Origin of the sequence: Nocardioides sp. (assembly GCF_964229035.1) — a bacterium.
Classification (GTDB): domain Bacteria; phylum Actinomycetota; class Actinomycetes; order Propionibacteriales; family Nocardioidaceae; genus Nocardioides.
Genome location: NZ_CAXRAZ010000027.1, coordinates 1 through 24,424 on the forward strand (window position 1 = coordinate 1; position 24,424 = coordinate 24,424).

24 protein-coding genes and 1 tRNA gene are annotated in these 24,424 nt (G+C 73.1%); 10 read left to right on the forward strand and 15 right to left on the reverse strand.

Annotated features, from left to right (window positions below; all coding sequences use genetic code 11):
* The 4 genes from ACERUN_RS08625 to ACERUN_RS08640 all read right to left on the reverse strand — a co-directional run.
* Window positions 1-1,264: methyl-accepting chemotaxis protein (locus ACERUN_RS08625; protein ID WP_370289485.1), on the reverse strand; the 1,264-nt coding region annotated here is incomplete at its 3' end.
* Window positions 1,261-1,815: a PAS domain-containing protein gene (locus ACERUN_RS08630; RefSeq protein ID WP_370289486.1), complete on the reverse strand. Its 555-nt coding sequence runs from the start codon at window positions 1,813-1,815 to the stop codon at window positions 1,261-1,263. The genes ACERUN_RS08625 and ACERUN_RS08630, both read right to left, overlap by 4 nt.
* Window positions 1,816-1,986: 171 nt before the next feature.
* Entirely contained in the window at window positions 1,987-3,747 is a 1,761-nt protein-coding gene (locus tag ACERUN_RS08635; RefSeq protein WP_370289487.1) for a GMC oxidoreductase, read from the reverse strand.
* Complete coding sequence (locus ACERUN_RS08640) at window positions 3,744-5,222, reverse strand: flavin-containing monooxygenase (RefSeq protein WP_370289488.1); 1,479 nt, start codon at window positions 5,220-5,222, stop codon at window positions 3,744-3,746. Before ACERUN_RS08640 ends, ACERUN_RS08635 begins: the two co-directional genes overlap by 4 nt.
* A 70-nt stretch (window positions 5,223-5,292) precedes the next feature.
* Between ACERUN_RS08640 and ACERUN_RS08645 the strand changes: the two genes are divergently transcribed.
* Window positions 5,293-6,420 (forward strand): AraC family transcriptional regulator, encoded by a 1,128-nt coding sequence (locus ACERUN_RS08645; RefSeq protein ID WP_370289489.1) that lies wholly within the window; start codon window positions 5,293-5,295, stop codon window positions 6,418-6,420.
* Window positions 6,421-6,469: 49 nt separating this feature from the next.
* A complete protein-coding gene (locus ACERUN_RS08650; RefSeq protein ID WP_370289490.1) occupies window positions 6,470-8,536 on the forward strand; it encodes an acyltransferase family protein in 2,067 nt (688 codons plus the stop codon).
* Window positions 8,537-8,545: 9 nt separating this feature from the next.
* Here the strand turns inward: ACERUN_RS08650 and ACERUN_RS08655 are convergent, their stop codons facing one another.
* Together ACERUN_RS08655 and ACERUN_RS08660 are read right to left on the reverse strand one after the other, a co-directional pair.
* Window positions 8,546-8,836, reverse strand: coding sequence for a hypothetical protein (locus tag ACERUN_RS08655; protein WP_370289491.1), 291 nt, complete (start codon window positions 8,834-8,836; stop codon window positions 8,546-8,548).
* 136 nt (window positions 8,837-8,972) lie between these two features.
* Window positions 8,973-9,058: transfer RNA gene (locus tag ACERUN_RS08660), tRNA-Leu, on the reverse strand.
* A 174-nt stretch (window positions 9,059-9,232) separates the two neighbouring features.
* Between ACERUN_RS08660 and ACERUN_RS08665 the strand changes: the two genes are divergently transcribed.
* Complete coding sequence (locus ACERUN_RS08665) at window positions 9,233-9,517, forward strand: HesB/IscA family protein (RefSeq protein WP_370289492.1); 285 nt, start codon at window positions 9,233-9,235, stop codon at window positions 9,515-9,517.
* 42 nt (window positions 9,518-9,559) lie between these two features.
* Window positions 9,560-10,162, forward strand: coding sequence for a LysR substrate-binding domain-containing protein (locus tag ACERUN_RS08670; protein ID WP_370289493.1), 603 nt, complete (start codon window positions 9,560-9,562; stop codon window positions 10,160-10,162).
* A 16-nt stretch (window positions 10,163-10,178) separates the two neighbouring features.
* Here ACERUN_RS08670 and ACERUN_RS08675 read toward each other — a convergent pair whose 3' ends face one another.
* Entirely contained in the window at window positions 10,179-10,748 is a 570-nt protein-coding gene (locus ACERUN_RS08675; RefSeq protein WP_370289494.1) for a nucleosidase, read from the reverse strand.
* A 50-nt stretch (window positions 10,749-10,798) separates the two neighbouring features.
* Here ACERUN_RS08675 and galK point away from each other — a divergent pair, with 50 nt between their 5' ends.
* Window positions 10,799-11,926, forward strand: coding sequence for a galactokinase (gene galK, locus ACERUN_RS08680; protein ID WP_370289495.1), 1,128 nt, complete (start codon window positions 10,799-10,801; stop codon window positions 11,924-11,926).
* 25 nt (window positions 11,927-11,951) lie between these two features.
* On the opposite strand, the gene ACERUN_RS08685 is transcribed toward galK, so the two are convergent.
* Together ACERUN_RS08685 and ACERUN_RS08690 are read right to left on the reverse strand one after the other, a co-directional pair.
* Window positions 11,952-13,169, reverse strand: coding sequence for an acyl-CoA dehydrogenase family protein (locus ACERUN_RS08685; protein WP_370289496.1), 1,218 nt, complete (start codon window positions 13,167-13,169; stop codon window positions 11,952-11,954).
* Entirely contained in the window at window positions 13,169-14,533 is a 1,365-nt protein-coding gene (locus tag ACERUN_RS08690; RefSeq protein WP_370289497.1) for an acyl-CoA dehydrogenase family protein, read from the reverse strand. The genes ACERUN_RS08685 and ACERUN_RS08690 overlap by 1 nt, the downstream gene beginning before the upstream one ends.
* A 100-nt stretch (window positions 14,534-14,633) precedes the next feature.
* On the opposite strand from ACERUN_RS08690, the gene def reads away from it, so the two are divergent.
* On the forward strand, window positions 14,634-15,227 hold the full coding sequence (gene def / locus ACERUN_RS08695; RefSeq protein ID WP_370289498.1) for a peptide deformylase: 594 nt from the start codon (window positions 14,634-14,636) through the stop codon (window positions 15,225-15,227).
* 35 nt (window positions 15,228-15,262) lie between these two features.
* Window positions 15,263-16,177 (forward strand): alpha/beta hydrolase, encoded by a 915-nt coding sequence (locus ACERUN_RS08700; protein ID WP_370289499.1) that lies wholly within the window; start codon window positions 15,263-15,265, stop codon window positions 16,175-16,177.
* An 18-nt stretch (window positions 16,178-16,195) separates the two neighbouring features.
* On the opposite strand, the gene ACERUN_RS08705 is transcribed toward ACERUN_RS08700, so the two are convergent.
* From ACERUN_RS08705 to ACERUN_RS08720, 4 genes are all read right to left on the reverse strand, one after another.
* Window positions 16,196-17,008 (reverse strand): TrmH family RNA methyltransferase, encoded by an 813-nt coding sequence (locus tag ACERUN_RS08705; RefSeq protein WP_370289500.1) that lies wholly within the window; start codon window positions 17,006-17,008, stop codon window positions 16,196-16,198.
* Between the two features lie 15 nt (window positions 17,009-17,023).
* Window positions 17,024-18,265 (reverse strand): uroporphyrinogen-III C-methyltransferase, encoded by a 1,242-nt coding sequence (cobA, locus tag ACERUN_RS08710; protein ID WP_370289501.1) that lies wholly within the window; start codon window positions 18,263-18,265, stop codon window positions 17,024-17,026.
* Window positions 18,266-18,349: 84 nt separating this feature from the next.
* Window positions 18,350-19,501 (reverse strand): acyl-CoA dehydrogenase family protein, encoded by a 1,152-nt coding sequence (locus tag ACERUN_RS08715; protein WP_370289502.1) that lies wholly within the window; start codon window positions 19,499-19,501, stop codon window positions 18,350-18,352.
* An 89-nt stretch (window positions 19,502-19,590) separates the two neighbouring features.
* The gene (locus ACERUN_RS08720; RefSeq protein ID WP_370289503.1) at window positions 19,591-20,388 is read right to left on the reverse strand and encodes a PP2C family protein-serine/threonine phosphatase; all 798 of its coding nucleotides are present in this window, start codon (window positions 20,386-20,388) and stop codon (window positions 19,591-19,593) included.
* Between the two features lie 121 nt (window positions 20,389-20,509).
* Between ACERUN_RS08720 and ACERUN_RS08725 the strand changes: the two genes are divergently transcribed.
* A complete protein-coding gene (locus ACERUN_RS08725) occupies window positions 20,510-21,490 on the forward strand; it encodes an alpha/beta hydrolase (RefSeq protein WP_370289504.1) in 981 nt (326 codons plus the stop codon).
* A 9-nt stretch (window positions 21,491-21,499) separates the two neighbouring features.
* The gene (locus ACERUN_RS08730; RefSeq protein ID WP_370289505.1) at window positions 21,500-21,988 is read left to right on the forward strand and encodes a DUF4267 domain-containing protein; all 489 of its coding nucleotides are present in this window, start codon (window positions 21,500-21,502) and stop codon (window positions 21,986-21,988) included.
* A 5-nt stretch (window positions 21,989-21,993) separates the two neighbouring features.
* Here ACERUN_RS08730 and ACERUN_RS08735 read toward each other — a convergent pair whose 3' ends face one another.
* Together ACERUN_RS08735 and ACERUN_RS08740 are read right to left on the reverse strand one after the other, a co-directional pair.
* On the reverse strand, window positions 21,994-22,791 hold the full coding sequence (locus ACERUN_RS08735; RefSeq protein ID WP_370289506.1) for a sulfite exporter TauE/SafE family protein: 798 nt from the start codon (window positions 22,789-22,791) through the stop codon (window positions 21,994-21,996).
* The gene (locus tag ACERUN_RS08740; protein WP_370289507.1) at window positions 22,788-23,597 is read right to left on the reverse strand and encodes an ABC transporter ATP-binding protein; all 810 of its coding nucleotides are present in this window, start codon (window positions 23,595-23,597) and stop codon (window positions 22,788-22,790) included. The genes ACERUN_RS08735 and ACERUN_RS08740 overlap by 4 nt, the downstream gene beginning before the upstream one ends.
* Window positions 23,598-23,665: 68 nt before the next feature.
* Between ACERUN_RS08740 and ACERUN_RS08745 the strand changes: the two genes are divergently transcribed.
* Entirely contained in the window at window positions 23,666-24,421 is a 756-nt protein-coding gene (locus tag ACERUN_RS08745; RefSeq protein WP_370289508.1) for a hypothetical protein, read from the forward strand.
* Window positions 24,422-24,424: the final 3 nt, after the last annotated feature.

Below are 24,424 nucleotides of genomic sequence, written 5' to 3' on the forward strand. Positions count from 1 at the left end.
AGCGGATCTGCTCGAGGAAGCCCGCCACGTGCATGCGCAGATCGGCCGAGAGGCGGGAGAGCTCGAGCGATGCACCGGTCATCTCCGATGCTCCGGTCGAGGTCGCGATGGTGGCCTCGCCGATCGCGGTGATGTCGCCGCTCACCGCCGAGACCGCGCCGGCCGCCTCGGTGGTGGTGCGGCTTAGCTCGGCGGCGGCCTGACGCTGCTCGGCCACGGCGCCCGCGATGGCGCCCACGTTGTCGCCCATGCTGCGTACCGCGTCGCCGACGGTCGTGATCGCCTGCACGGCCGCACCCGTCGCCGACTGGATCGCCGCCACCTGCTGCTCGATGCGGCTGGTCGCCTCGGCCGTCTCGGAGGCGAGGGTCTTCACCTCGGAGGCCACCACGGCGAAGCCCTTGCCGGACTCGCCCGCGCGAGCTGCCTCGATGGTCGCGTTGAGCGCGAGCAGCCGGGTCTGGCTCGCCACCTGGCCGATGAGGCCCACGACCTCGCCGATCTCCTGCGAGGCGTCCGAGAGGCTCTGCACGGTCGATCGCACGGCCTCGGCCTCCTCCACCGCTCGCGATCCGGCTCGACTCGACTGCTGGGCCTGCTCCTCGATCGCCCGTACCGTGCTCACCAGCTGCTCGACGGCGGCCGCGGCGACGGTGACGGCGTCCGACGCGGTCTGTGACCCCTCGGAGACCTGCACAGCCCGGGCCGCCGTGCCCTCCGCGGTGCTCGCCAGGGTGCGCGAGGAGGCCTCCATCTCGGCGGAGGCGGCCGCCACCTGGTCGGACAGGCCGAGCACGGCCGACTCGAAGGCGTCGGCGAGCTCGAGGCGCCGTGCGCCCTCCGCCGCCAGCTGGTCGTGGGTGTCGGCCATCGCGGAGATCGCGAGGTTGATGGTCTGCGCGCCGGCCCGGAACGATCCGGTCATGCCGCGCACGAGGAAGCGGCGGTAGAACTGCGAGCGGCTCGCGAATTCCAGCGACGCCGACGACTCGCGCACGTAGGCGTCGGTGCGGTCGAGGAGCTCGTTGAGCGCCCCGCGGACGGCGACCAGGTCGACGTCCTCGCCGAGGGGGGCGACCCGCGGTTCGAGGTCGCCGCGGCAGGCGGCCCGCGCCACGTCCGTCACGGCGCGGAGCGCGACGCGGTGGCGCTCCACCTCCGCGCGCAGGCGGGCGATCTCCTGCTCGGCCCCCGTGTCGGCGGGGCCCGCGCCCTCCGAGCCCTCCGCGTGTGCGAGGCGGCGCTCGGGGAGCACGGCGGTCATGCCGCCACCTCCTCGCCGCTGAGCGACCACACGAACTCGTCGTAGGTCGTTCCGAGGACGTCGAGTTGCTCCTGCAGCAGGGCGACACCGGCAGCCACGGCCTCGCGCGCGGTCGCGCACCGCTGCTCGACCGCGCGGATCTCAGTGTAGAGCCGCGTGATCGCGGCGACGGCCCGCGGCTCAGCCGTGCGGCGGTTGGAGTGGAACCCGACGATGGTGCCGGCGGCGTCCTTGGTGGGAGTGACGTGGGCGAGCACCCAGTAGTGCGAGCCGTCGGCGCTCAGGTTCACTACGTAGGCGAAGATCTCCTCGCCGGCCGCGATGCGGCGCCACAGCAGCTCGAACACGGCGCGTGGCATGTCGGGATGGCGGATGATGTTGTGCGGCCGCCCGATGAGATCGCGCTCGGCGTAGCCGCTGATCTCGACGAACAGGTCGTTGACATAGGTCAACCGGCCCTGCGGGTCGGTCTTCGACACGATGATCTGGTCGGGGCGGAAGGTCTTCTCCACCCCGGTGGGCCGGATCCCTCCGGCGGTCGTCACGGACATCTCGGTCCTCCTCGCTCGACCCCGTCCCCTGAGGCCGCTGCTCTGGTGATCGGTCGCCATTCGCTGGCGGGTGACCGACATCGACCAACTGGAGGAGAAGGACCGTGCGAGGAGGGGCCGAAGGTCCTGTTGACAGGATCCGGACCTCCGGCCGCCGGTGAGGCGGAGCTCCTACTCCACCTTGTCGGCCGGGGCCGCTGCGCGCGCACCGGCGCTACTGGGGACGCCCTGGGTGACCGACACGATGGGCAGCCGCAGCGCGCCGGGCGCCTCCTCCGGCACCACCGGACGACGCGGGGCGACCGGCGCGATCGGCCGGTACGCCGCTCCCACGGCCGGCCGGGTGTCGGCCTCCCCCCGGTTGGGCCAGAACGCCAGCGCGCGCTCGGCCATCGCCGTGATGGTGAGCGACGGGTTCACCCCCAGGTTGGCGGCCACGACCGACCCGTCGATCACGTGCAGGCCCGCGTGGCCGTGCAGTCGGTGGAAGGGGTCGACCACGCCGTCGGCGGCGGTCTCGCCGACGGGGCAGCCGCCGACGAGGTGTCCGGTGGTGGGGATGTTGACGAGGTCGGCCCACGTGCCGCCCGGCACGCCGTCGATCTCGTCGGCCACCTCGCGGGCGAAGTCGTGCGCCTGCGGAATCCAGACCGGGTTCGCGTCGCCGCGCCCCTGCTTGGTGGTGAGCACCTTGCCCCACGGGCGGCGCTTCAGGTAGGTGGTGAGGGAGTTGTCGAGGCTCTGCATCACCAGCAGCACGATGGTCTGCTCCGACCAGCGGCGAGGGTCGTGGAGGTGCGGCAGGTCGCGTCGGTTGCGCCACATCTCGGCGAGGCCGGCACGCAGTCGGGCGCCCTTGCGGTCCTCCGCGCCCTCGGGCACGTCGTTGAGCGTGGCCATCAGCAGGCTGAGCAGGTTGCTGCCCTTGGTGTAGCGCACCGGCTCGACGTGCGTGTGGTCGTCGAGGTGGATCGAGGAGCTGATCGCGACGCCCTGCGAGTAGTCGACGTCGCTGCTGCGTGCCCGTACGCCGAGGATGGCCTCGGAGTTGGTGCGGGTGAGCTCGCCGAGGCGTGGCGAGATGTTCGGCAGGCTGCCGCGGTCGCGCAGGCGGTGCAGCAGCCGCTGGGTGCCCAGCGAGGCGGCGGCGAAGACCACCTCGTCGGCGGTGAACGTGCGTCGTCCACGGCGGAGCTTGCCCTCGGTGCGGCGGGTGGTGATCTCGTAGCCGCCGCCCGCGCGGGGGCGGACGTCGGTGACGGTGGTCATCGGGTGGATCACCGCGCCCGCCTGCTCGGCGAGGTGCAGGTAGTTCTTCACCGTGGTGTTCTTCGCGCCGACGCGACAGCCCGTCATGCAGGCCCCGCAGTCGGTGCAGGTGGTGCGCTCGGGGCCCTTGCCGCCGAAGTAGGGGTCGGGCACCCGCTCGCCGGGGCGCTCGCCGAAGAGCACGCCGACGTCGGTGTGGTGGAAGGTCTCCCCTACGCCGATGCGGTCCGCGACGTCGCGCATGACCTCGTCGGAGGGCGACATGCGCGGGTAGGTGGCTACGCCGAGCATGCGGCTGGCCTGGTCGTAGTAGGGCGCCAGCTCGCTGCCCCAGTCGGTGATGCCGGCCCAGTGCGGGTCGTCGAAGAAGGCCTTCGGAGGCTGGTAGAGGGTGTTGCCGTAGACGAGCGACCCGCCGCCGACGCCGGCGCCGGTGAGCACCAGGATGTCCTTGAGCAGGGTCATGCGCAGCAGGCCGTAGCTGCCGATCGCGGGGTTGAAGACGTAGTCGCGCACCTTCCACGAGGTGGTGGGCAGGTCGTCGTCGCTGAAGCGCCGACCGGCCTCGAGCACCCCGACGCGGTAGCCCTTCTCCGTCAGGCGCAGCGCGCTGACGCTGCCGCCCCACCCCGAACCGATCACCACCACGTCGTAGTGCGTCATCGCGCCACCTCCGCCACTCGCTCGAAGTCGTGGACGTCGAAGCGCGACGTCCGCTGCTGGTACTCCCGGACCGTCCCGGGCCAGTTCGTGGTGATGCGACCGCTCGGGTCGCGGTACCAGCTGGCGCACGAGGACCACACGCTCGAGGCCAATCGGCCCTGCATCTCGGTGTCGTAGCCGTCGGCGACGTCTGCTCGCACCTCCAGGGGCCCGCCGTCGCGACGCACCTGCTCGACCGCTTGGACGACGTAGCGGGCCTGGGCCTCGAGCATGTTGATGATCGAGCTGCCGCCGAGGTTGGTGTTGGGGCCGTAGAGCACGAAGAAGTTCGGGAAGTTCGGCACCGCGATGCCGAGGTGGGCGCGGGCGCCGCCGTCCCACTGGTCGTGCAGCTCGACGCCCCCGCGACCGTGCACCGTGATCGAGGCCAGGAAGTCGGTGGCCGCGAACCCGGTGCCGAGGATCAGGACGTCGACCTCGTGCAGGCGCCCGTCGGCGGTGCGCACGCCGGTGGGCTCCACCTCGGTGATGGCGTCGTTGACCACCTCGACGTGGTCGCGGGTCAGCGCGGGGTACCAGTCGTTGGAGAAGAGCAGGCGCTTGCAGCCGAGCGGGTAGTCGGGCACGAGTCGCGAGCGCAGCCGCGGGTCGCGGACCTGGCGGCGCAGGTGCAGCTTCCACGCCAGGTGCAGCGCGTCGGCGAAGCGGCCGTCGGAGTCGAGGGTCTTGTTGAGCTGCTCGGAGAGGTGGAAGACGCCTTCGCGCGCGGCGCGCAGGGCCAGCGGCACGTTCTCGTTGATGTTCTGCTGCAGCTTGGAGTAGGGCCCGTCGGGCTTCGGCACCACGTACGGCGCCGAGCGCTGGAAGACGGTCATCGCGGCGACGTCGTCCACGATGGCGGGCACGAACTGGATCGCGCTGGCGCCGGTGCCGACCACGGCCACGCGCTTGCCACGCAGGTCGACCGAGTGGTCCCAGGTGGCGGAGTGGAACTGCGGGCCGGCGAAGTCGCCCAGGCCGGGGATCTTCGGCACCGACGGTTGCGAGAGCTGGCCGACGGCCGAGACCACGATGTCGGCCTCGAGGACGGCGCCGTCGGTCAGTGTGACGCGCCACCGCCGGTCGTCCTCGCTCCAGGTGGCGTCGACGACCTCGGAGTCGGTGCGCACGAGGTCGCGCAACCCGCTGCGCTGGGCGTGCTGGCGGATGTAGTCGAGGATCTCGGGCTGGCGGGCGTAGCGGTGAGTCCAGTCCGACTTCGGCGCGAACGACCACGAGTAGAGGACCGACGGCACGTCGCAGGCCGCGCCCGGGTAGGTGTTGTCACGCCACACCCCGCCCACGTCGCTACCGCGCTCCAGCACCGTGATGTCGGTGATGCCGGTCTCGCGCAGGTGGTGGGCCGCGGCGAGGCCGCCGAAGCCGGCGCCGATGACGATGACGGACGGCGAGCGCTGCGCAGGGGTGTTCACCATGCCCCCGACGGTACGGCGCTCGACGGCCCCGCCGGAGCGTTCGGCGGACATCCGATCCATAATTCCGGCCATGACCTCCTCCGCGCCCCGGCGCTTCGGCGCCCCCGGTACGGAGACCTGGGACTTCCCGCGCCGCGTGGCCGGAACCGCCCTGCTGGTCGCCGAGGGCGAGAGCGCAGGGATCGACCTGGCGACGCTGTTGGCCGGCACAGGCCTCGGCGTGCGGGACCTGGACGACCACCACCGGGAGGTCACGGCCGCCCAGGAGCTGCGGGTCGTGCGGAACCTCGGCCGCGAGGCGGCGCCCGGGGCGGCCGTGCGGGTGGGGTCCCGCTACCACGCCTCCACCTTCGGCCCGCTGGGTCTCGCGCTGATGAGCGCACCTAGCCTCGGCGCCGCCGCGGAGGTGGCGCTGCGCTACCTCGACCTCAGCTTCGTCTTCACGCTCCCCGATTTCGTCGTCCACGAGCCCGCGGACGACGGCACCATCACCCTCGAGGGCAGCCCGTCGCGGCTCGGGCCGCTCGACCACGCGGTGGTGGCGCTGCACCTCGACGACCGCGACCTCGCCGACGACGTGCGCCGCTTCGTCGTCGAACGCGACCTCGCGGCCTTCTGGACCGTGTTGCGCGAGCTGGCCGGCGGCCGGCCGCGGCTGCGCGCGGTGCGCCTGCCCTTCGCGCCGCGCGAGACCGAGGCCTACCGCGAGACCTTCGGGGTGCCGCCGACGTGGATCACCGGAGGCCGAGCCGCCCTCGTGCTCGACGCGTCCTGGCTCGACCAGCCCCTCCCGCAGTCCAACAGCCATGCCTTCGCGATGGCGCAGGAGCTGTGCGCCGACCTGGTCGCCGACCGCCGCGCGCGCGACGGCGTCGTCCCCCAGGTGCGGGTGCTCGTGGCCCAGCACCTCGAGGACGGCGCTCCGATGGCGGCCGTCGCGGCCCACCTCGGCCTCAGCGAGCGCTCGCTGCGCCGCCGCCTCGCCGATGCCGGCGTCTCCTTCCGCGAGGTCGTGGACGGCGTCCGGCACGAGCGGGCCGACGACCTGCTCACCCGCACCGACCTGGAGGTCGCCGAGATCGCGCTGCGCCTGGGGTACGCCGAGTCGACGAGCTTCTCAGCCGCCTACCGACGCTGGACCGGGACCACGCCGGCGCGAGCGCGCGCCGCGGCGCGCGCGGCCCGCGGGCTCGACTGACCTACGATGACGCGGACCACCCGTCCGGGTGCGCCTACTGGGGATGAGGATGACGTCGACCGAGCGCTCGCAGCACCGTGCGACGTCCTCGTCGACCAGCGGCCGCCAGCACCTCGCTGAGGCGTCGGCGGCGCAGCGCTCGGACATCCAGGGTCTTCGCACGATCGCGGTCGGCGCCGTGGTGGTCAACCACGCCGACGCCGCCTGGCTGCCGGGCGGCTACGTCGGGGTCGACGTCTTCTTCGTGATCTCGGGCTTCCTCATCACCTCCCAGCTGCTGCGCCGCATCGGCGCCGGCGGCACCGCCGCCTCGCCCCGTCGGCGCTGGCTGCGCAGCTTCTACGCCGCCCGCATCCGTCGGCTCCTGCCCATGTCGGCCCTGGTCCTGGTGGCGAGCGTGGTCGCCGCGCGGCTCCTGCTGCCACCGACACAGCTGCCGACCGTGGCGCAGGACGCCGTCGCGACCTCGCTCTACGCCTCCAACCTGTGGTTCGCCCACACCGGCACCGACTACCTCGCGAATCCTGCGCCGTCGCTGTTCCAGCACTACTGGTCGCTGGCGTTGGAGGAGCAGTTCTACCTGTTCTGGCCCCTCCTGCTGCTCGCCGCTGTGCGCATCGGCCGCGGGCGACGGGCGACGGCTGGTGTGATGCTCGCCGTGGTCGCGACGTCGTTCGCGCTCTGCGTCGTCCTCACCGACACCTCGCAGCCGTGGGCCTTCTTCACCCTGCCCGCGCGAGCGTGGGAGCTGGCCGTCGGCGGACTGGTCGCCCTCGCAGCCCAGCCGCTGTCTCGTCGATCGACCCCGCGGGCGCGCCAGCTGCTCGGCTGGGCCGGGCTCGCGGGTATCGCCGCCTCGGTGGTCCTGTTCAGCGAGGACACCACGTTCCCCGGCACGGCCGTCCTGCTGCCGGTGGTCAGCACGGCCGCTGTGATCGCCGCCGCGGTCGAGCGCGGCTCGGTGCTCGGCTCGATCCTGGGGCACCGCGTCGTCCAGTGGGTCGGTGACCGCTCGTACTCGATCTACCTGTGGCACTGGCCGGTGCTGATCCTCGCCTCGATGCGCTGGGGTCCGCTGTCTCCCCTGCCGTTGCTCGGCCTGCTGGCGTTGACGATGCTGCTCTCGGCGCTCTCCTACCGGCTGGTCGAGCAGCCGCTGCGCCGCTCACCCCGGTTGGCGGGCACGCCTCGCACGTTCGCCTTCGGAGGGGCGCTGACGGCGACGACGCTCGCGGCTGCCGCCGTGCTGGCGCTCACGGTCGGGCCCCTCACCAGCGATCGGACGGCGCCGCCGCTCGACACCGCCGAGGTGCCGGCCGAGCTGCCGGCCCCCTCCTTCGTCCCCCGCAACCTGACGCCGACTTTGACCGGAGCCGCCGACGACCTGCCCGCCACCTACGCCGACGGCTGCCACCTCGACTTCGCCGCCACGCGGCCGAAACGGTGCGTCGACGGCACCGGAGCGGGCCTCCGCGTGGCGCTCGTGGGCGACTCGCACGCAGCTCAGTGGTTCCCGGCGCTGCGTCAGATCGTCGCCGAGCGCGGCGGCCGGCTGCTGTCGCTCACCAAGTCGTCCTGCCCGGTCTACGACGTGCCGATCTACAACACCGCCCTCAAGCGGCCCTACCGCGAGTGCGACGCGTGGCGCCCTGCCGCCCTCGCGACGGTGCGGTCCTTCGCCGCGGACGTCGTCGTGCTCGCCGGCTTCGGGGCCGCCTACCAGGACTCCGCATCTGATCCGGCCGCCTTCGCCGCCGCGTGGCAGGCCGGCATCGAGCGCACGATCCGCTCCCTGCCCCGCGGCACCCAGGTCGTCGTGCTGGGTGACACTCCGCGGTGGCCGGAGCCAGTCAACGACTGCGTGGCCCGGCGACTCGAGGACCCCGCCGGCTGCGCGCTTCCGGTCGACCGCTTGGTCCGTCCGTCGATCGTGGGCGCCGAGGAGCGGGCCACCGCCGCGACGGGTGCGCGCTACGTCGACACCGTCCGATGGATCTGCGGCCGACTCTGCCAGCCGATCGCCGGCAACGTGCTCGTCTACCGCGATGTCAGCCACATCACCGCGGCCTTCGCCTCGGCGCTGACCCCGCAGCTCGCGCGGGTACTGCGGGACTGAGCGACGCGCTCAGGCGAAGCGGCGCAGCAGCTGGGCGGCGCGCTCAGCGGCCAGGGCCCGCTCGGCGGCGGTGGCGCGGTCGTCGCCGGCCAGGCGCAGGAGGTGCTCGGTGCGGCGCGAGTCACGGGCCGAGTCGCGCGGGGCGGTGGGCTTCGCGGCCGGGCGGGTGGACCGGACGTCGTCCTCGAGCCGGGGGCGGACGCCGAAGGCGCCCGACGTCCGCGCCCAGTGCTGAGTCCGGGCCACGGTCCACTCCTCGAGCAGGGAGGCCTCGGGGAGGCGGGCGGTGGAGGTGGACATGCCTCTCCAACGACCCCCGGACGGCCGAGGGTACGGGGACCTAGGTCCTCTCTTCGCCGCGATCTCTCAGGGGAAGTCGGGGCCCTCACTGAGAAAGCCGAACGGCCCCCCGCTGCTGCGAGGGGCCGTTCCTGGGTGTCCGAGGGGGGACTTGAACCCCCACGCCCTAATACGGGCACTAGCACCTCAAGCTAGCGCGTCTGCCTATTCCGCCACCCGGACGAGTGCGGGTGAAACCGTAGCAAAGACAGGCCCGATCAGTCGCATCGGCACCCCTGTCGGTCACGAGGACGCGATTCCTCCGCCTCTCCCCCGCTGGGTTTGATCGCGGCGGAGCGGCCTGGCACCGTTGGCGGCCCCCAGTCCGACCGGCCGACCTCCCGAGGAGACCGACCTGTGCTTGCCCTCACCGACAACGCCGCCACCCTCGTCCGCGAGATGACCGACGGCCCCGAGGTGCCCGACACCGCCGGGCTGCGCATCACCGCGGCGGCCGGCGGGTTCGCCGTCAGCGCGACGCCGCGCCCGGAGGAGGGCGACCGCGTCGTCCACCAGGACGGCGTGGTGGTCTACCTCGACGCCGAGGCCGCCGACCGTCTCGACGAGATGACGCTGGACGCCGACGTCGACGCGAGCGGCGACCTGCGGTTCGAGCTGCTCCCCCGGCGCTGGAGCGCCTGAGCCCGCGACGCGCTCGAGGCCCCAGCGTGGGAGGGTGAGGCCGTGGACGAGCTGCGTGTCGGATTCGTGCCGGGCGTGACCCCGGACAAGTGGGTGCGTGCCTGGCGCGAGAAGAACCCGCGCATCGCCCTGCGCGTCGTCCCGCTCGACGAGCTCGAGGGCGACGCCCAGCGGGCGGCTCTTGACGCCGGCGAGCTCGACATGGTGCTGCTGCGGCTCCCGGTCGACCTCGACCGTCCCACCGCGCTGCACTGCGTGCGGCTCTACGAGGAGCGACCGGTGGCGGTCGCGGGTCGTGAGCACTGGCTCGCGGCAGCCGACGCCGACGAGCTGGTCGATCCGAGCGACCTGCGCGAGGAGCAGCACGTGCTCCCCCACCCCGGCGTCGATCCGAGCGTCGAGCAGCTGGCCTTTCCGACCATGACGGTGGCCGACGCCGTCGAGGTGGCCGCCTCGGGCACCGGCATCGTGGTCCTCCCGATGTCGCTGGCGCGCCTGCACCACCGGCGCGACGTCGTCCACCGGCCGGTGGACCTTCCCGGCACGACCATCGGGCTCGTGTGGCGCCGCGAGGACGACGGCCCGGTGCACCAGGACTTCGTCGGCGTCGTCCGCGGACGACGCGTGGGCAGCAGCCGCGGTTAGTGCGCGCGGCGCGCCCTCAGCCGAGCAGGTGCTCGGCGGCCCACCGCCCGAGCACGCGCGCGCTGCGGTCGACGAGGCTCGGCCAGTCGTCGGCGCCCTCGTCCGCGTCGTCCGACACGTGCTTGACCAGGCGCACGGGCAGCCCGAACTCCCGGGCCACGTAGGCGACGGCGTAACCCTCCATGTCGACGAGATCGGCCCGCTCCGCGAGCCGGTCGCGCACCACGGGATCATTGACGAAGACGTCGCCGGAGGCGAGCACGGTCGGGCTCTCACCCAGCACGATGTGCTCGCGCGGGTCGTAGCCGAGCGCGCGGACGGCCTCGGCATTGATGTCGTGGTTGATCACCGCGCCGATCTCGTAGAGGCCGGGGACGGTGCCGGCGCCTCGCGGAGCGGAACGGAGCGAGCCGGCGGTGCCGAGGTTGACCAGCTCGAGGTCGGCGAGGTCCGATCGACCGGCCAGGTGGCGGGCGAGCACAGTCGCGCAGGCGGTCTTGCCCATCCCGGTGACGACGACGTCGAGTCCGGCGGGCAGGTGGGCGACCTCGGCACGGGCGGCCGACACGATGAGGGGGCGAGGCACGACAGCAACCTAGCGACGCGCCTCCTCCGGTCGTGCGTGAGGATGACGCGGTGGACACCTCCTCGAGCGCCGTCGTCGCCCGCGCCCCGGGGCGCGTCAACCTCATCGGCGAGCACACCGACTACAACGGCGGTCGGTGCCTGCCGTTCGCCCTCGACCTCGGTACCACCGTGCGGATCGCGCGACGCGCCGACGAGCGACTGAGCGCGCAGAGCGACGCGGCCGACACCGGACGATGGGAGGCTCGAACGAGCGATCTCGCGCCCGGGGCCACCGACGGATGGGCCGGTTACGTGGCCGGCGTGCTGTGGGCGCTGGAGGCGGCCGGGGTGCGACTCCCCGGCATGGACCTCGAGATCACCTCCGACCTCCCGCTGGGCGGCGGACTGTCGAGCTCGGCGGCCCTCGAGTGCGCGGTCGCGGTGGGCGTCAGCGCCCTCGTCGGCGCCGATCTCTCGCGCGAGCAGCTTGCGGAGGTGTGCCGTCGCGCCGAGACCGAGTACGTGGGCGCCCCGACCGGTGGGCTCGACCAGCTCGCCAGCATGCTCGGCAGCGAGGAGCACGGCGTCCTCGTGGACTTCGCCGACCCCGACGCGCCGACGGCGCGCAGCGTGCCGATGCCGCTGCAGGAAGCCGACCTCGTGCTGCTGGTCACCGACTCCCGCGTGCGCCACTCCCTCGCCGACGGCGACGGCGGCTACGCCCAGCGGCGCCGCGAGTGCGAGGACGCCGCCCGCGCCCTCGGCGTCCAACTGCTCGCCGAGGCGACGGCCGAGGACCTCGCACGCACCGAGCTGCCCCCAGCACTGGCCGCGCGGGCCCGCCACGTGATCACCGAGCAGCAGCGCGTGAGCGAGGCGGTCGAGGCCCTCGAGCAGGGCGCGTGGACGACGCTCGGTGCCCTCATGGACGCCTCCCACGAGTCGCTGCGCCACGACTTCGAGGTCACGGTGCCCGCCACCGACCTCGCCGTGGACGCCGCCCGCTCCGCCGGCGCCCTCGGGGCCCGGATGACGGGCGGCGGCTTCGGCGGCAGCACCGTGGCGCTCGTGCGCGCCGCGGACCTCGACGCCGTGCAGGAGGCGATCGACGTCGCCTTCGCCGCAGAAGCACTGCGGCCGCCGACCCACCATGCGGTGGTGCCGGCGGCCGGAGCGCGCGTGCTCAGCCGGGGCTGAGCGGCTGAGCGGCTCAGTCAGTCGATCACTTGAGCTCGGCGCTCGACAGGTTGAGCACCCGACGGGCCACGATGAGCTGCTGGATCTGCTGGGTGCCCTCGAAGATGTCGAGGATCTTGGAGTCGCGCGACCACTTCTCGATGAGCTCGCCCTCGCTGTAGCCCACCGAGGAGCACAGCTCGACGCACGAGAGGGTGACGTCGGAGCCCACGCGGCCGGCCTTCGCCTTGGCCATCGAGGCTTCGAGCGAGTTGGGCTGGCGGTTGTCGGCCATCCACGCGGCCTGCATGGTGAGCAGGCGAGCGCCCTCCCAGTCGGCCTCGAGCTGCAGGAACTTCGCCGCGGCGGCGTGCTGCAGGTAGGCCGGCTTGTCGTAGTCGACCTCGACACCGGCCTGCTTGAGCAGGTCGCGGGTCAGGTCGAGCGACGCACGCGCCACACCGACGGCCATCGCAGCCACCAGCGGACGGGTGTTGTCGAAGGTCGCCATGGCGCCCGCGAAGCCCTGCTCGACGTTGATCTCGGGCGAACCCAGGAGGTTCTCCTTCGGCACGCGGCAGTTGGTGAAGGTGATCACCGCGGTGTCGGAGGCACGGATGCCGAGCTTCTCCTCGAGACGCTCGACCTTGAGGCCGGGGGTGCCCTTCTCGACGACGAACGACTTGATCGCCGCTCGACCGAGGGACTTGTCGAGGGTCGCCCAGACGACGACGCAGTCGGAGCGCTCGCCGGCGGTGACGTAGATCTTCTCGCCGTTGATGACGTACTCGTCGCCGTCGAGCACCGCGGTGGTCGACACGGCGGCGGAGTCGGAGCCGAAGCCCGGCTCGGTGATGGCCATCGAGGCCCACTTGCCGTCGAATCGCTTGAGCTGCTCCTCGTTGGCCACCGACGCGATGGCCGAGTTGCCCAGGCCCTGGCGCGGGAAGGAGAGCATGAGGCCGACGTCGCCCCAGCACATCTCGAGGATCGAGGTGACCGACGCCATGTTGGAGCCGTTCTTGACCTTGCCGTCGTCGTTCTTCGGCGCGTCGCGACGAACACCCGAGGCGCCGGCGCCGTCAGCGGCACCCGACTCGGAGAGGCCGTCGATCATGGCGGCGAGGACGTCGAGCTCCTTGGGGTACTCGTGCTCGAGCGTGTCGTACTTGCGCGAGATGGGTCGCAGCATGTTCAGCGCGACCTGGTGCGCCTGGTCGATCAGCGCGCGGTGCTTCTTCGGAACTTCCAGGTTGATGGCCATCAGACCAGCACCGTCCCTTCCATGATGCCGATGGCACGCAGGTCGCGGTACCACCGCTCGACCGGGTGCTCCTTGACGAAACCGTGACCGCCCAGCAGCTGGACGCCGTCGTTGCCGATCTGCATGCCCTTCTCGGTGCAGATCTTGCGGGCCAGCGCGACCTCCTTGGTGAAGTCCTTGCCGGCGGCCGCGCGAGAGGCCGCGCGGTAGGTCAGCAGGCGCATGGCCTGCAGCTCGATCGCGATGTTCGCGACCATGAACGCCACCGACTGGCGGTGGGCGATCGGCTCGCCGAACGCCTCACGCGACTTCACGTACGGGGTGACGTAGTCGAGCACCGCCTGCGCGGTGCCGACGGCCAGGGCGCACCAGGCCAGGCGCGAGAGACGCACGGCCTCGGTGTAGGTGGTGCCGTCGGTGGCGCCGAGGACGGCGTCCGCGGGCACCTGGACGTTCTCGAGCACCAGCTTGGTGAGGCCGGCGGCGCGCACACCCATCGCCGGGTCGCTCTCGAGGCTGAGCCCCTCGGTGCCGGACTCGACGATGAAGAGCACCGGCTTGCCGTCGAGCTGGGCACCCACGATGAACAGCTCGGCCTTCTCGCCGCGGGCGACGAGGCTCTTGGTGCCGTTGAGCACGAAGCCGTCGCCGGAGCGGGTTGCCGTGGTGCCGGGGCTGAGCACGTCGAAGAGCACGGTGGGCTCGTTGAGCGCGATCGCCGCAGCGGGGACCTCGTCGCCGGTGAAGGCGGGCAGGTAGGTCTTCTGCTGGGCGTCGGTGCCCCAGAGGCCGATGGCGGTGGCCACCGAGCCGGGGGCGAGCGTGGCGACGGCCAGGCCCATGTCGCCCTTGGCGAGCGCCTCGGCGACGAGCGTGCCGGCCATGGCCGAGCGCTCCTCCGAGATGCCGCCGAGCTCCTCGGGCAGGCCCAGGATCGGCAGGCCGATCTCGAGGCTGCTCTTGAGCACCTCCTCGGGGGCCGCGCAGTTGTTGTCGGCCTCCTGCGCCACCGGGAGGAGGACCTCCGCGGCGAACTCGGTGACGACGTCGACGAGCATCTGCTCGTCCTCGGTGGGCGTGAGGTCGAAGACGCCCGAGGACGACGCCGCGGCCGGGCGCGCGCCCGGCTGGCCCTTGGAGCCGGCCTTGGCGAAGGTGCGGCTGGCCTGGGTCATCGTCTTGAACCCGGTGCGGGTCACGGTGAAGACGGCCTGCTCGGTCTGCTTGCGGAGGCCGACCTTGTCGAGGAGGTCGCTCTGGGCGAGCTTGTTGAGCCCCGCCACGAGGAAGCCGATCGGGTCGCGGCTCTCCTGGCTCGGGACGCCGTACTTGCCGCCCGGCTTGAGGTTGCTGATGAGGGACATGACTCAAATGTAACTGCGAGTTACACATTGCGCTACACCTCGCCCGGAATTGGCCGGGGCGGGTGCGGGAGGTCACACGCGCCGACCTAGGATCGAGCCCATGTCGCAGTCCGACGAGCCTCCCGTCCTGGCCCCGCACGGCCCCCTGCCGCGCGGTGGATCCGCCCGTCCCATCACCCGCTGGGGCACCGAGGTGATGCACCGTCCGCAGCAGCCGGTCACGGTCTTCGACGACGCGCTGCGGGCGCTGGCAGCCGACATGGTCGCCACGATGTACGCCGCCGACGGCGTGGGCCTGGCCGCCTGCCAGATCGGCGAGGACGTCGCGATGTTCGTCTTCGACTGCCCCGACGCCACCGGACGACGCACGGTCGGCGTCGTCTGCAACCCCCGGCTCACCCTGCCCGAGGGCCGCGAGCGCCAGCTCGACGAGGACCTCGAGGGCTGCCTGTCCTACCCCGGCGCCTTCGTCGACTGCGCCCGCCCCGACTGGGCCGCGGTGGAGGGTGAGGGGCTCGACGGCGAGCCGGTGCGCTTCGAGGGCGACGGCCTGCTCGCGCGGTGCCTGCAGCACGAGACCGACCACACCCTCGGCACTGTCTTCGGCGACCGGCTCTCCACCAAGCTGCGCAAGAAGCTGCGCAAGCAGCACGACGCCGCCGCCGCGGAGTTCGGCGAGCACTGGCCGACCTGAGCCGCGCCGCACGGCCCGTGGGCTACGTTGCGAGCATGCCTCTGGACCCGCAGCTCGCGCCCCTGCTCGCCCTGATCGAGAACGGCACGCCGATGCACGCCCTCTCGCCGGCCGAGGCGCGCGCCTCCTTCCGCACCCTCACCGTCGACCTGCGCCCGCCGGGCACGCTCGCCGAGGTCGCCTCGATCGAGGACGTCGAGGTGGCCGGCGCCAAGGGTCCGCTCGCGGCCCGCGTGTTCCGCCCCCACGCCGAGGGGCCGCTGCCCACCGTCGTCCTGCTGCACGGCGGCGGGTTCGTGATCGGCGACCTCGACACCCACGCCGGCATGGCGCGCGCCATCGCCGCCGGTGCGGACGCCGTCGTGGTGTCGGTCGACTACCGGCTCGGCCCGGAGGCCCGGTTCCCCGCGGCCGCGCACGACGCGATCGCCGCGGTGCGCGACGTACAGGGCCGACTGGAGGAGTTCGGCGGCAACGACGTGCTCGCTGTGGCGGGCGACTCCGCGGGCGGCAACCTGTCGGCCGTCGCCGCGCAGAACGTGCCCGGGCTCGCCGCGCAGCTGCTCATCTACCCGGCCACCGACGTGGCCGGGGAGTTCGCCTCCCGCGAGGAGAACGCCACCGGCTACTTCCTCGACATGCCCACCATGGCGTGGTTCATCGGCAACTACGCCGACGAGAGCGCCGACCTCCTCGACCCACTGCTCTCCCCGCTGCGCGGCGAGCTGGCCGGACAGCCTCCCGCCATCGTCGTGACGGCCGAGTTCGACCCGCTGCGCGACGAGGGCATCGCCTACGCCGACGCGCTCGAGGCGGCCGGGGTCGAGGTACAGCACCACACCTACCCGGGGTTGATCCACGGCTTCTTCGACATGGGTCCGTGGTCGCAGGCCTGCCAGGCGGCGGTCGACGACACGGTCGCGCGCTTCAAGCCCCTCCTGCACCGCTGACGCGTCGGCGGTCCTGCGTCAGCGTCGGGCGGTGACGTAGCAGGCGATGGCGCTGGCGGCGGCGACGTTGAGCGAGTCGACGCCGGCGGCCATCGGGATCACCGCCCGCCGGTCGGCGGCCTGCTGCCACCGCGCCGAGAGCCCGTGGCCCTCCGAGCCGAGCACGAGCGCGACCTTGTCGACGCCCGCCACGGCATCCTCCACCGGCACGGCGTCGTCGGCCAGGGTGAGCGCCACCGTGGTGAAGCCGGCCGCCGAGAGCATCGGCAGCGCCCCGGCCCAGTCGGGCAACCGGGTCCACGGCACCGAGAACACCGTGCCCATCGCCACCTTCACCGCACGGCGGTAGAGCGGATCGGCGCAGCGGGGAGCCAGCAGCACGGCGTCGAAGCCGAGCCCGGCCGCGCAGCGGAAGATCGCGCCGACGTTCGTGTGGTCGACGATGTCCTCCAGCACGAGCACCGAGCGGGCGTCGTCCAGGACGTCGGCGACGGCGGGCAGCGGTGTGCGCTCGAGGGAGGCCAGCGCGCCGCGGTGCACGTGGAAGCCGGTGACCTCCTCGATCACCCTCTCCGGCAGCACGAAGCAGGGGGCGTCGGTGGTGTCGAGGACGTCGGCCAAGCCGTCGAGCCACCGCGGCGCCATGAGGAACGACCGGACTGGATGGCCCGCCTCGATCGCGCGGCGCACCACCTTCTCGCCCTCGGCGAGGAACAGGCCGTGCTCGGCCTCGAGGTGCTTGCGCAGCTCGACGTCGCGCAGGTCGCGGTAGTCGGCGAGGCGGTCGTCGTCCACGCCCGCCAGGTCGTCGAGGTGCTCGATGCGCGCCACCGTCGTCAGCGCCGCTCAGCGGGTGGACGAGGCCGCGAAGGCCTGCGGGTGCGCCACCCGCACGACCTCGCCGATCACGATGATCGCGGGCGGTCGCACGTCCTCGGCCTCGATGCGCTCCCCGATGTCGCCCAGGGTGGCGAGGACGGTGCGCTGGGTGGGCATGGTGCCGTCGCACACGATGGCCACCGGCGTGCCGGCGGGGCGGCCGCCCGCGATCAGGGCGGCGGCGATGCGGGGGGCGTTCTCGACCCCCATCATCAGCACGACCGTGCCCTGCATGCGGGCCAGCGCCTCGTAGTTGACGAGGGACTCGGGGTGGTCGGGCGGCAGGTGGCCGGAGACGACGGTGAACTCGTGCGTCACGCCCCGGTGGGTCACCGGGATGCCCGCGATGCCGGGCACCGAGACCGGCGAGGTGAGCCCCGGAATGATCGTGACGGGCACACCCGCCTCGCGGCAGGCCTCGATCTCCTCGAAGCCGCGACCGAACACGAAGTTGTCACCGCCCTTGAAGCGCACCACCCGCTTGCCCTCGAGAGCGCGCTCGACGATGACGCGGTTGATCTCCTCCTGCAGCGCGGACCGGCCGCGGGGCAGCTTGGCGACGTCGACGAGCTCGACGTCGGCCGGCAGGTCGCCCAGCAGCTCGCGGGGCGCCAGGCGGTCGGCCACCACGACGTCGGCCTCCATGAGCGCCTTGCGGCCCTTGATGGAGATGAGCTCGGGATCGCCCGGCCCGCCCCCCACGAGGACGACGCCCGGCGTGCGCTCGCGGTGGTGGGGCGCGGCGATCGAGCCGTCGCGGAGCCCGGCCACGATCTCGTCGCGCACGGTGGTGGAGCGACGGGGGTCCCGGTTGCCCACGACGGCGATGGTCAGGCCCGCCTCGCGGCCGATGGCCGGGGTCCAGGCGGTGCCGAGCGTGGCGTCGTCCGAACGCACGCAGAAGACGCGGGCGGCCTCGCAGAGCGCGGAGATGTGGTCGTTGACCGCGCGATCGTCGGTGACGGCGATGACGTACCAGGCGCCGTCGAGGTCGTCGTCGGCGAACACGCGCTCATGCCAGGTGACCTCGCCGGAGCCGACGAGGCCCTCGATCGCGGGGGTCACCACGGGCGAGACCACGTGGACGTCGGCTCCCACCGCGATCAGCTGCGGAACCCGGCGCTGCGCGACGTTGCCACCACCGACCACCAGCACGCGGCGCCCGGCGAGGCGCAGACCGGAAGGGTAGGGCGGGAAGTCGCTGCTCACCGGAGCATTCTCCCCGTGCGGGCCGGGATCGGCCGAACCCGGGTCGCGTCCCGGACCGTCACCCGCACCGGCGCCGCACCGCTGCTACAGGCCCATGCTCTTGGCGATGATCACCTTCATCACCTCGGAGGTGCCGCCGTAGATGCGGTTGACCCGGTTGTCGGCGTAGAGCCGCGCGATGGGGTACTCGTTCATGTAGCCGTAGCCGCCGTGCAGCTGCAGGCAGCGGTCGATGACGCGGCTCGCGACCTCGGTGCAGAACAGCTTCGCCGACGCGGCGTCGGCGGGCGTGAGGTGACCCGCGTCGAGCGCCTCGAGCGCGCGGTCGGCCACCGCCTGGGCGGCGTCGACCTCGGCCTGGCAGGCCGCCAGCTCGAACTTGGTGTTCTGGAAGGACGCCACCGACGTTCCGAAGACGGTGCGATCGGTGACGTAGGCCTGGGTGAACCGCACGGCTGCGGCCGCCTGGGCGTAGGCCCCGTAGGCGATGCCGAGTCGCTCCTTGGCGAGGTTGTGGCCCAGGTAGGAGAAGCCGCGGTCCTCCTCGCCGAGCAGGTCGTGCGCGGGCACCCGCACGTCGGTGAAGGACAGCTCGGCGGTGTCGGAGGTGCGCAGGCCGATCTTGTCGAGCTTGCGGCCGACCTCGTAGCCGGGCAGCGAGGTGTCGACGGCGAGCAGCGAGATGCCGAAGCGGCGGTCGTCCTCGCGCGGCGGAGAGGTGCGCGCGCACACGATCACGCGGTCGGCCTGGACGCCACCGGTGATGAAGGTCTTCGCACCGTTGAGCACGTACTCGTCGCCGTCCTTGCGGGCGGTGGTCCGCATGCCGGCCAGGTCGGAGCCGGCCCCGGGCTCGGTCATCGCGATGGCCCACATCTCCTCGCCGGCCACGAAGCCCGGCATCCAGCGCTCGAGTTGCTCGGGCGTGCCGAGGGAGAGCAGGTAGGGCAGGCAGAGCGCGACGTGGGTGCCGGCGCCACCGAAGCCGATGCCTGCGCGGGCGGTCTCCTCGTACTGGATGGCGGAGTACTTGAAGGAGTCGATGCCGGCGCCGCCGTGCTCCTCGGGCACCTCGATGCCGAAGACGCCGAGCTCGCCGAGCTTGCGGTAGAGGTCGCGCGGCACCAGACCGGCCTCGAACCACTCCTGGTAGTGCGGCACCACCTCGGCCTCGATGAAGGCGCGGAGGGTGGAGCGGAAGGCCTCGTGGTCCTCGGTGAAGACAGTGCGTCGCATACCGCCACTGTGCCACCGCCTCGGTGGCGGGCGTCACACGGCGTCACATGGCGTCACATGGCGTCACATGGCGTCGATCGGCGCTCGGCTCAGTGCGGGGTGCGCTGGAGCAGCAGCACGGCGCGGTCGTCCTCGCCGCTGGCGACACCGGCCAGGATGCGGTCGGCCGCACCCTCCCACCCCTCGGCGAGGGCGCTGCGAGCGGCGCGACGGAGCCAGTCGATCCCGGCGTCGATGTCGCTGCCACGCTCCTCGACCACGCCGTCGGTGTAGAAGAGCAGGCACTCGCCGGGTTCGAGGCGCCCGCAGCTCTCGACGAACTCGGGGGCGTCGTGGACGCCGAGTGCGGTGCCGCGGGCGTGGTCGACCACGAACTCGCCGCTCGCGCCGACCAGGCGCAGCGCCGGCGGATGGCCCGCGCTGCGCACCACGTAGTCGCCGGTCACGAGGTCGATCTCCACCTGCACCGCCGTGGCGATGCTCTCGCCCGACGGCTGGGAGAGCAGGAAGGTGTTGGCGGCGGCGAGCACCCCGGCCGGAGGGACGACGCTCAGCAGCCCCTGCAGGGCGCCGGCGAGCTGCAGGGCGGCGGGCACCGCGGACTCGCCGTGGCCGCAGGTGTCGACGAGCACCAGCTGGACGTGCTCGCCCTCCGCCGGCTGCGCCGAGATCACGAAGTCGCCCCCGTAGGCCACGCCGAGGGCCGGCAGCATCGCCGACTGGTGGCGCCACCCGGCACCCAGGTCGGGCACCCGGGCACGCTCCTGGAGGCGGGCCCGGAGCTCGGCGAGGACGAGCGCGGTCGGCGGATCGGCCGGCGTCTCGGCAGACCGGCGCTGGCCGTGCCCCTCGGCAGCCGGGTCGGGAAGTGGTGAAATCTCACCCATCGTGCGGACCGTCCTCCACGGGCGCAGCCTACAAGCGCTAACCTTCACCCCGGCCCGGTCCGGCCGACCCCCCTCGGTCGGGCCGGGTCCCTGCACGACGCCGACCCACCCGGGAGCATCCATGTCCGAGGAGTCCGCGATCGTCGACGTGCTGGGCGAGCCGTGGTTCGCCGAGACCATCGACCTCGCCCCCGATGCCGAGGGGCCGGTCGTCACCACGCTGGTCGGCCGCCGGCCCGCCGAGGGCGAGGCTCCGACCGATCGTGCCGTGCTGCACGTGCACGGCTTCTCCGACTACTTCTTCCACACCGAGTTCGGCGAGTGGTGGGCCGAGCGGGGCCACACGATGTACGGCCTCGACCTGCGCAAGTACGGCCGCTCGATGCGACCGCACCAGTCCCCCGCCTACGTCGCCGACCTCGAGGAGTACTTCGCCGACCTCGACGCCGCCTGGGAGCGCATCACCCGACGCGACGGCCACCGGCACGTCGTCCTCTCGGGGCACTCGACCGGCGGCCTCGTGGTGGCGCTGTGGGCCGACGCCCGTCGTCCGCCGGAGCTCGCGGGTCTCCTCCTCAACTCCCCGTGGCTCGACCTCCAGGGCCCGCCGATGCTGCGCAGCGCTCCGGTGGGCTTCGCGCTCGAGCAGCTCGGACGACGCCGGCCGATGGCTCAGCTCGGCCGGGAGGTCAAGGGCTTCTACGGGCGCAGCCTGCACCGCGACCACGACGGCGAGTGGGACTTCGACGTGCGCTGGAAGCCGCTCGACTCGCTGCCCATCCGCTTCGGCTGGATCCGGGCGGTGCGCCAGGGCCACGCCCGGGTGCAGGCCGGCCTGCGGGTCGAGGCGCCCGTGCTGGTGCTGTCCTCGGACCGCAGCAGCTACCCGAAGGAGCTCGACGAGCGCGTCTTCAGCACCGACATCGTGCTCGACGTGCGCCAGATCCGTCGGTGGTCCACCGCCATCGGCCGGCACGTCACCTACATCGCGGTGCCCGGCGCCGTGCATGACGTGGTCCTCTCGCGCCGACCGGCCCGCGCGCGGGCCTACGAGGCGATCGAGCAGTGGCTCACCGGCTTCGTGCTGGAGCCGACCCACTAGTCTCCGGGCATGGATCCTGTGACCGGCCTCTCACTCGGCCGCATCGCCATCGGCACCGGCGCGCTCATCGACCCCGACGCGACCGCGCGTCTCTTCGGTCTCGACCCCGAGAACAACCCGCAGCTGCGCGCCATGAGCCGCATGTTCGGTGCCCGGGAGGTCGCGCTGGGAGCGGTGACCCTCGTGGCGCGCGGCCGGCTGCGCCGCAACCTCGTCCTCGTCGGCATCGCCGTCGACGGTGCCGACGCCCTCACCGGCGCCCTCGAGCTCGGCGAGGACGACGTGCCGCGCTCGGCCGCCGGTGTGCTGTCGGCCGTGGCGCTGGGAGCCGTCGGTTCCGGCTTCGCCTCCCTCGCCCGCGGTCGCCGTGCGGCGAAGGCCGCTGCCGCCGCCGAGTCGGGCAAGGCCGCGAAGGCCGCCCGGAAGGCTCGCAAGGCGGCCAAGGCCGCGAAGGCCGCGAAGGCCGTCAAGGTCACCAAGGTCGCGAAGGCGGCCTGACCGGCTCAGCTGACGACGATGACGGCGACCGCCGTGAGCCCGACGACCACGATGGTGGCGCGGAGGGCGAGCGGCGGGAGTCGTCGTCCGACCGCTGCTCCGAGGAAGCCGCCGATCACCGCCCCGACGGCGATCACGGCCACGAGCAGCCAGTCGACCTGCGCGTCGTCGCCGAGGTCGAGCAGCCCCGAGAGGGCGATGAACAGCACGCCGGCGACGCCGTTGACCACGGCCACCAGCACGTTCTTGATGCCGTTGAGCCGCTGCAGCGACTCCGCGACGCCGATGCCGAGCACGCCCATGAGCAGCACGCCCTGGGCGGCACCGAAGTAGCCGCCGTAGACGCCGGTGGCGAAGGCGGCCGCCGGAACCCACCAGGCGGTGTCGCCCTGGCCGGGTGTCGTGCCGCGCCGCTCCGCCCGAGCGGCCACGGCTCGCGCCAGGCGGGGCTGGAGGATCACCAGCGCCACGCCCAACAGGATGAGCACGGGGACGACGGCCTCGAAAGCTCCCGGCGGCAGCAGCAGGAGCAGCACTGCACCGAGCACGCCGCCGGTGGTGGAGAAGACGAGCAGGCGCAGCACGCGACGCCGCTGACCGGCCAGCTCGGCCCGGTAGCCCCACGCGCCCGCGACCGACCCCGGCACGAGGCCGAGGCTGTTGGACATGTTGGCCGTCACCGGCGGCACCCCGAGCGCCAGCAGGGTGGGGAACGTGATGAGGGTGCCCGAGCCGACGACGGCGTTGATGGTGCCGGCGCCGATGCCGGCGAGGAAGAGCGCCAGCAGCTCGAGGGCGCTCACGCCCCGCCTCGGCGCTGGCGACGGCGAGCTGCGTAGCGGCCGTCGTGGTGCTCGAGCACCAGCGGCATGCCGAAGGTCGCCGAGAGCGCCTCGGGCGTGAGGGTCTCGGCGATGGGGCCGGAGGCCACGACACCGCCTCCGCGGAGCATCAGCACGTGGGTGAAGCCGGGCGGGATCTCCTCGACGTGGTGCGAGACCAGCACGGTGGCGGGCGAGGCCTGGTCGTAGGCGAGCACCGACAGCGTGGACACGAGGTCCTCGCGCCCGCCGAGGTCGAGACCGGCGGCCGGCTCGTCGAGCAGCAGCAGCTCGGGGTCGGTCATCAGCGCTCGGGCGATCTGCACGCGCTTGCGCTCGCCCTCGCTGAGGGTGCCGAAGGTGCGGTCGGCGAGGTGGGTGACGCCGACCTCGCGCAGCAGCGCGTCGGCGCGGGAGTGGTCGACGTCGTCGTAGCTCTCGCGCCAGCGGCCCAGCACCGCGTACGAGGCCGAGAGGACGACGTCGCGCACCGTCTCGCCGCGCGGGATCTGCTCGGCGAGGGCCGCGCTCGACACGCCGATGCGCGGGCGCAGCTCGAACACGTCGACGGTGCCGAGCAGCTCGCCGAGGATGCCGACCGCTCCCGAGGAGGGGTGCAACTGCGCGGCGGCCACCTGCATGAGGGTGGTCTTGCCGGCGCCGTTCGCGCCGAGGAGCACCCAGCGCTCGCCCTCGCGCACCACCCAGCTGACGCGGTCGAGCAGCGTGGCCCGTCCGCGGCGCACGGAGACCTCGGCGAGCTCGAGCACGGGGGCGGCTGTCGGCATGGCCTCACCCTATCGAGGGGCGCCGGTGCCCCCGCGGGGCCCATGGGGGCGCCCGTAGGGTCGTGGCCGTGAACCAGCGCGCTGCGGACGACGGTCTGCCCGACTCCGCACGGCTCGCCTGGTGGGGCACCGCGTGGCTGCAGGGGCGGGTCGGGCCGGACGACGTGGTCGACGCCCTGCTCTCCCCCGGCGACGTCCCGCCGCTGGTGCTCGGTGACGGCCCGGACGACGGGCCCTCGCCCATCCTGGTCGAGCTGGCCGCCGCCCGCACCGCCGGCGCCACCGCGGTGGCGGCGTCCTTCCCCGCCACCGGCGACCCCGTCGGGCTCCGCGGACCTCGCGCCCTGAGCGCGGCGGCCATTGAGGCGGGCCAGTGCGTGCTGCTGCTCGGTATCGAGCGCGCGCTCGTGCCTGCGCGGGTCGGCCGGGTCGTGGAGTGGACGCCGACGCCCGCTGCGCGTCGTCCACCGCTCGATCTGGGCGAGGCCGACCGTGAGCTGCGCGCCACGCTGCTCACCGCCGCCGACGCCCTGGCCGCGCTCGATGTGGCCCGCTGGCGCCCAGAAGTGGCCGACGAGCTGATGGACCTGCGCTCCGGGACGCCCCTGGAGGCGCCGCCGGGTGTGCCGCCCCGCTGCGTCGACCTCGCCGGGCGCGCGCTGCGCCTGTGGTCCGTGGTCGACCTCGCCCTCGAGGACGACGGTGCGGCGGTGTCGGCGAGCGAGGCCGCGGCGCGGCGCGGTGCCCTCGAGCCGCTGGAGCGGGCCGTACGCCGGGCGCTCACGGCCGCCTGCTCGCCCGACGCGTGGCCACCGGCCGACTGAGGG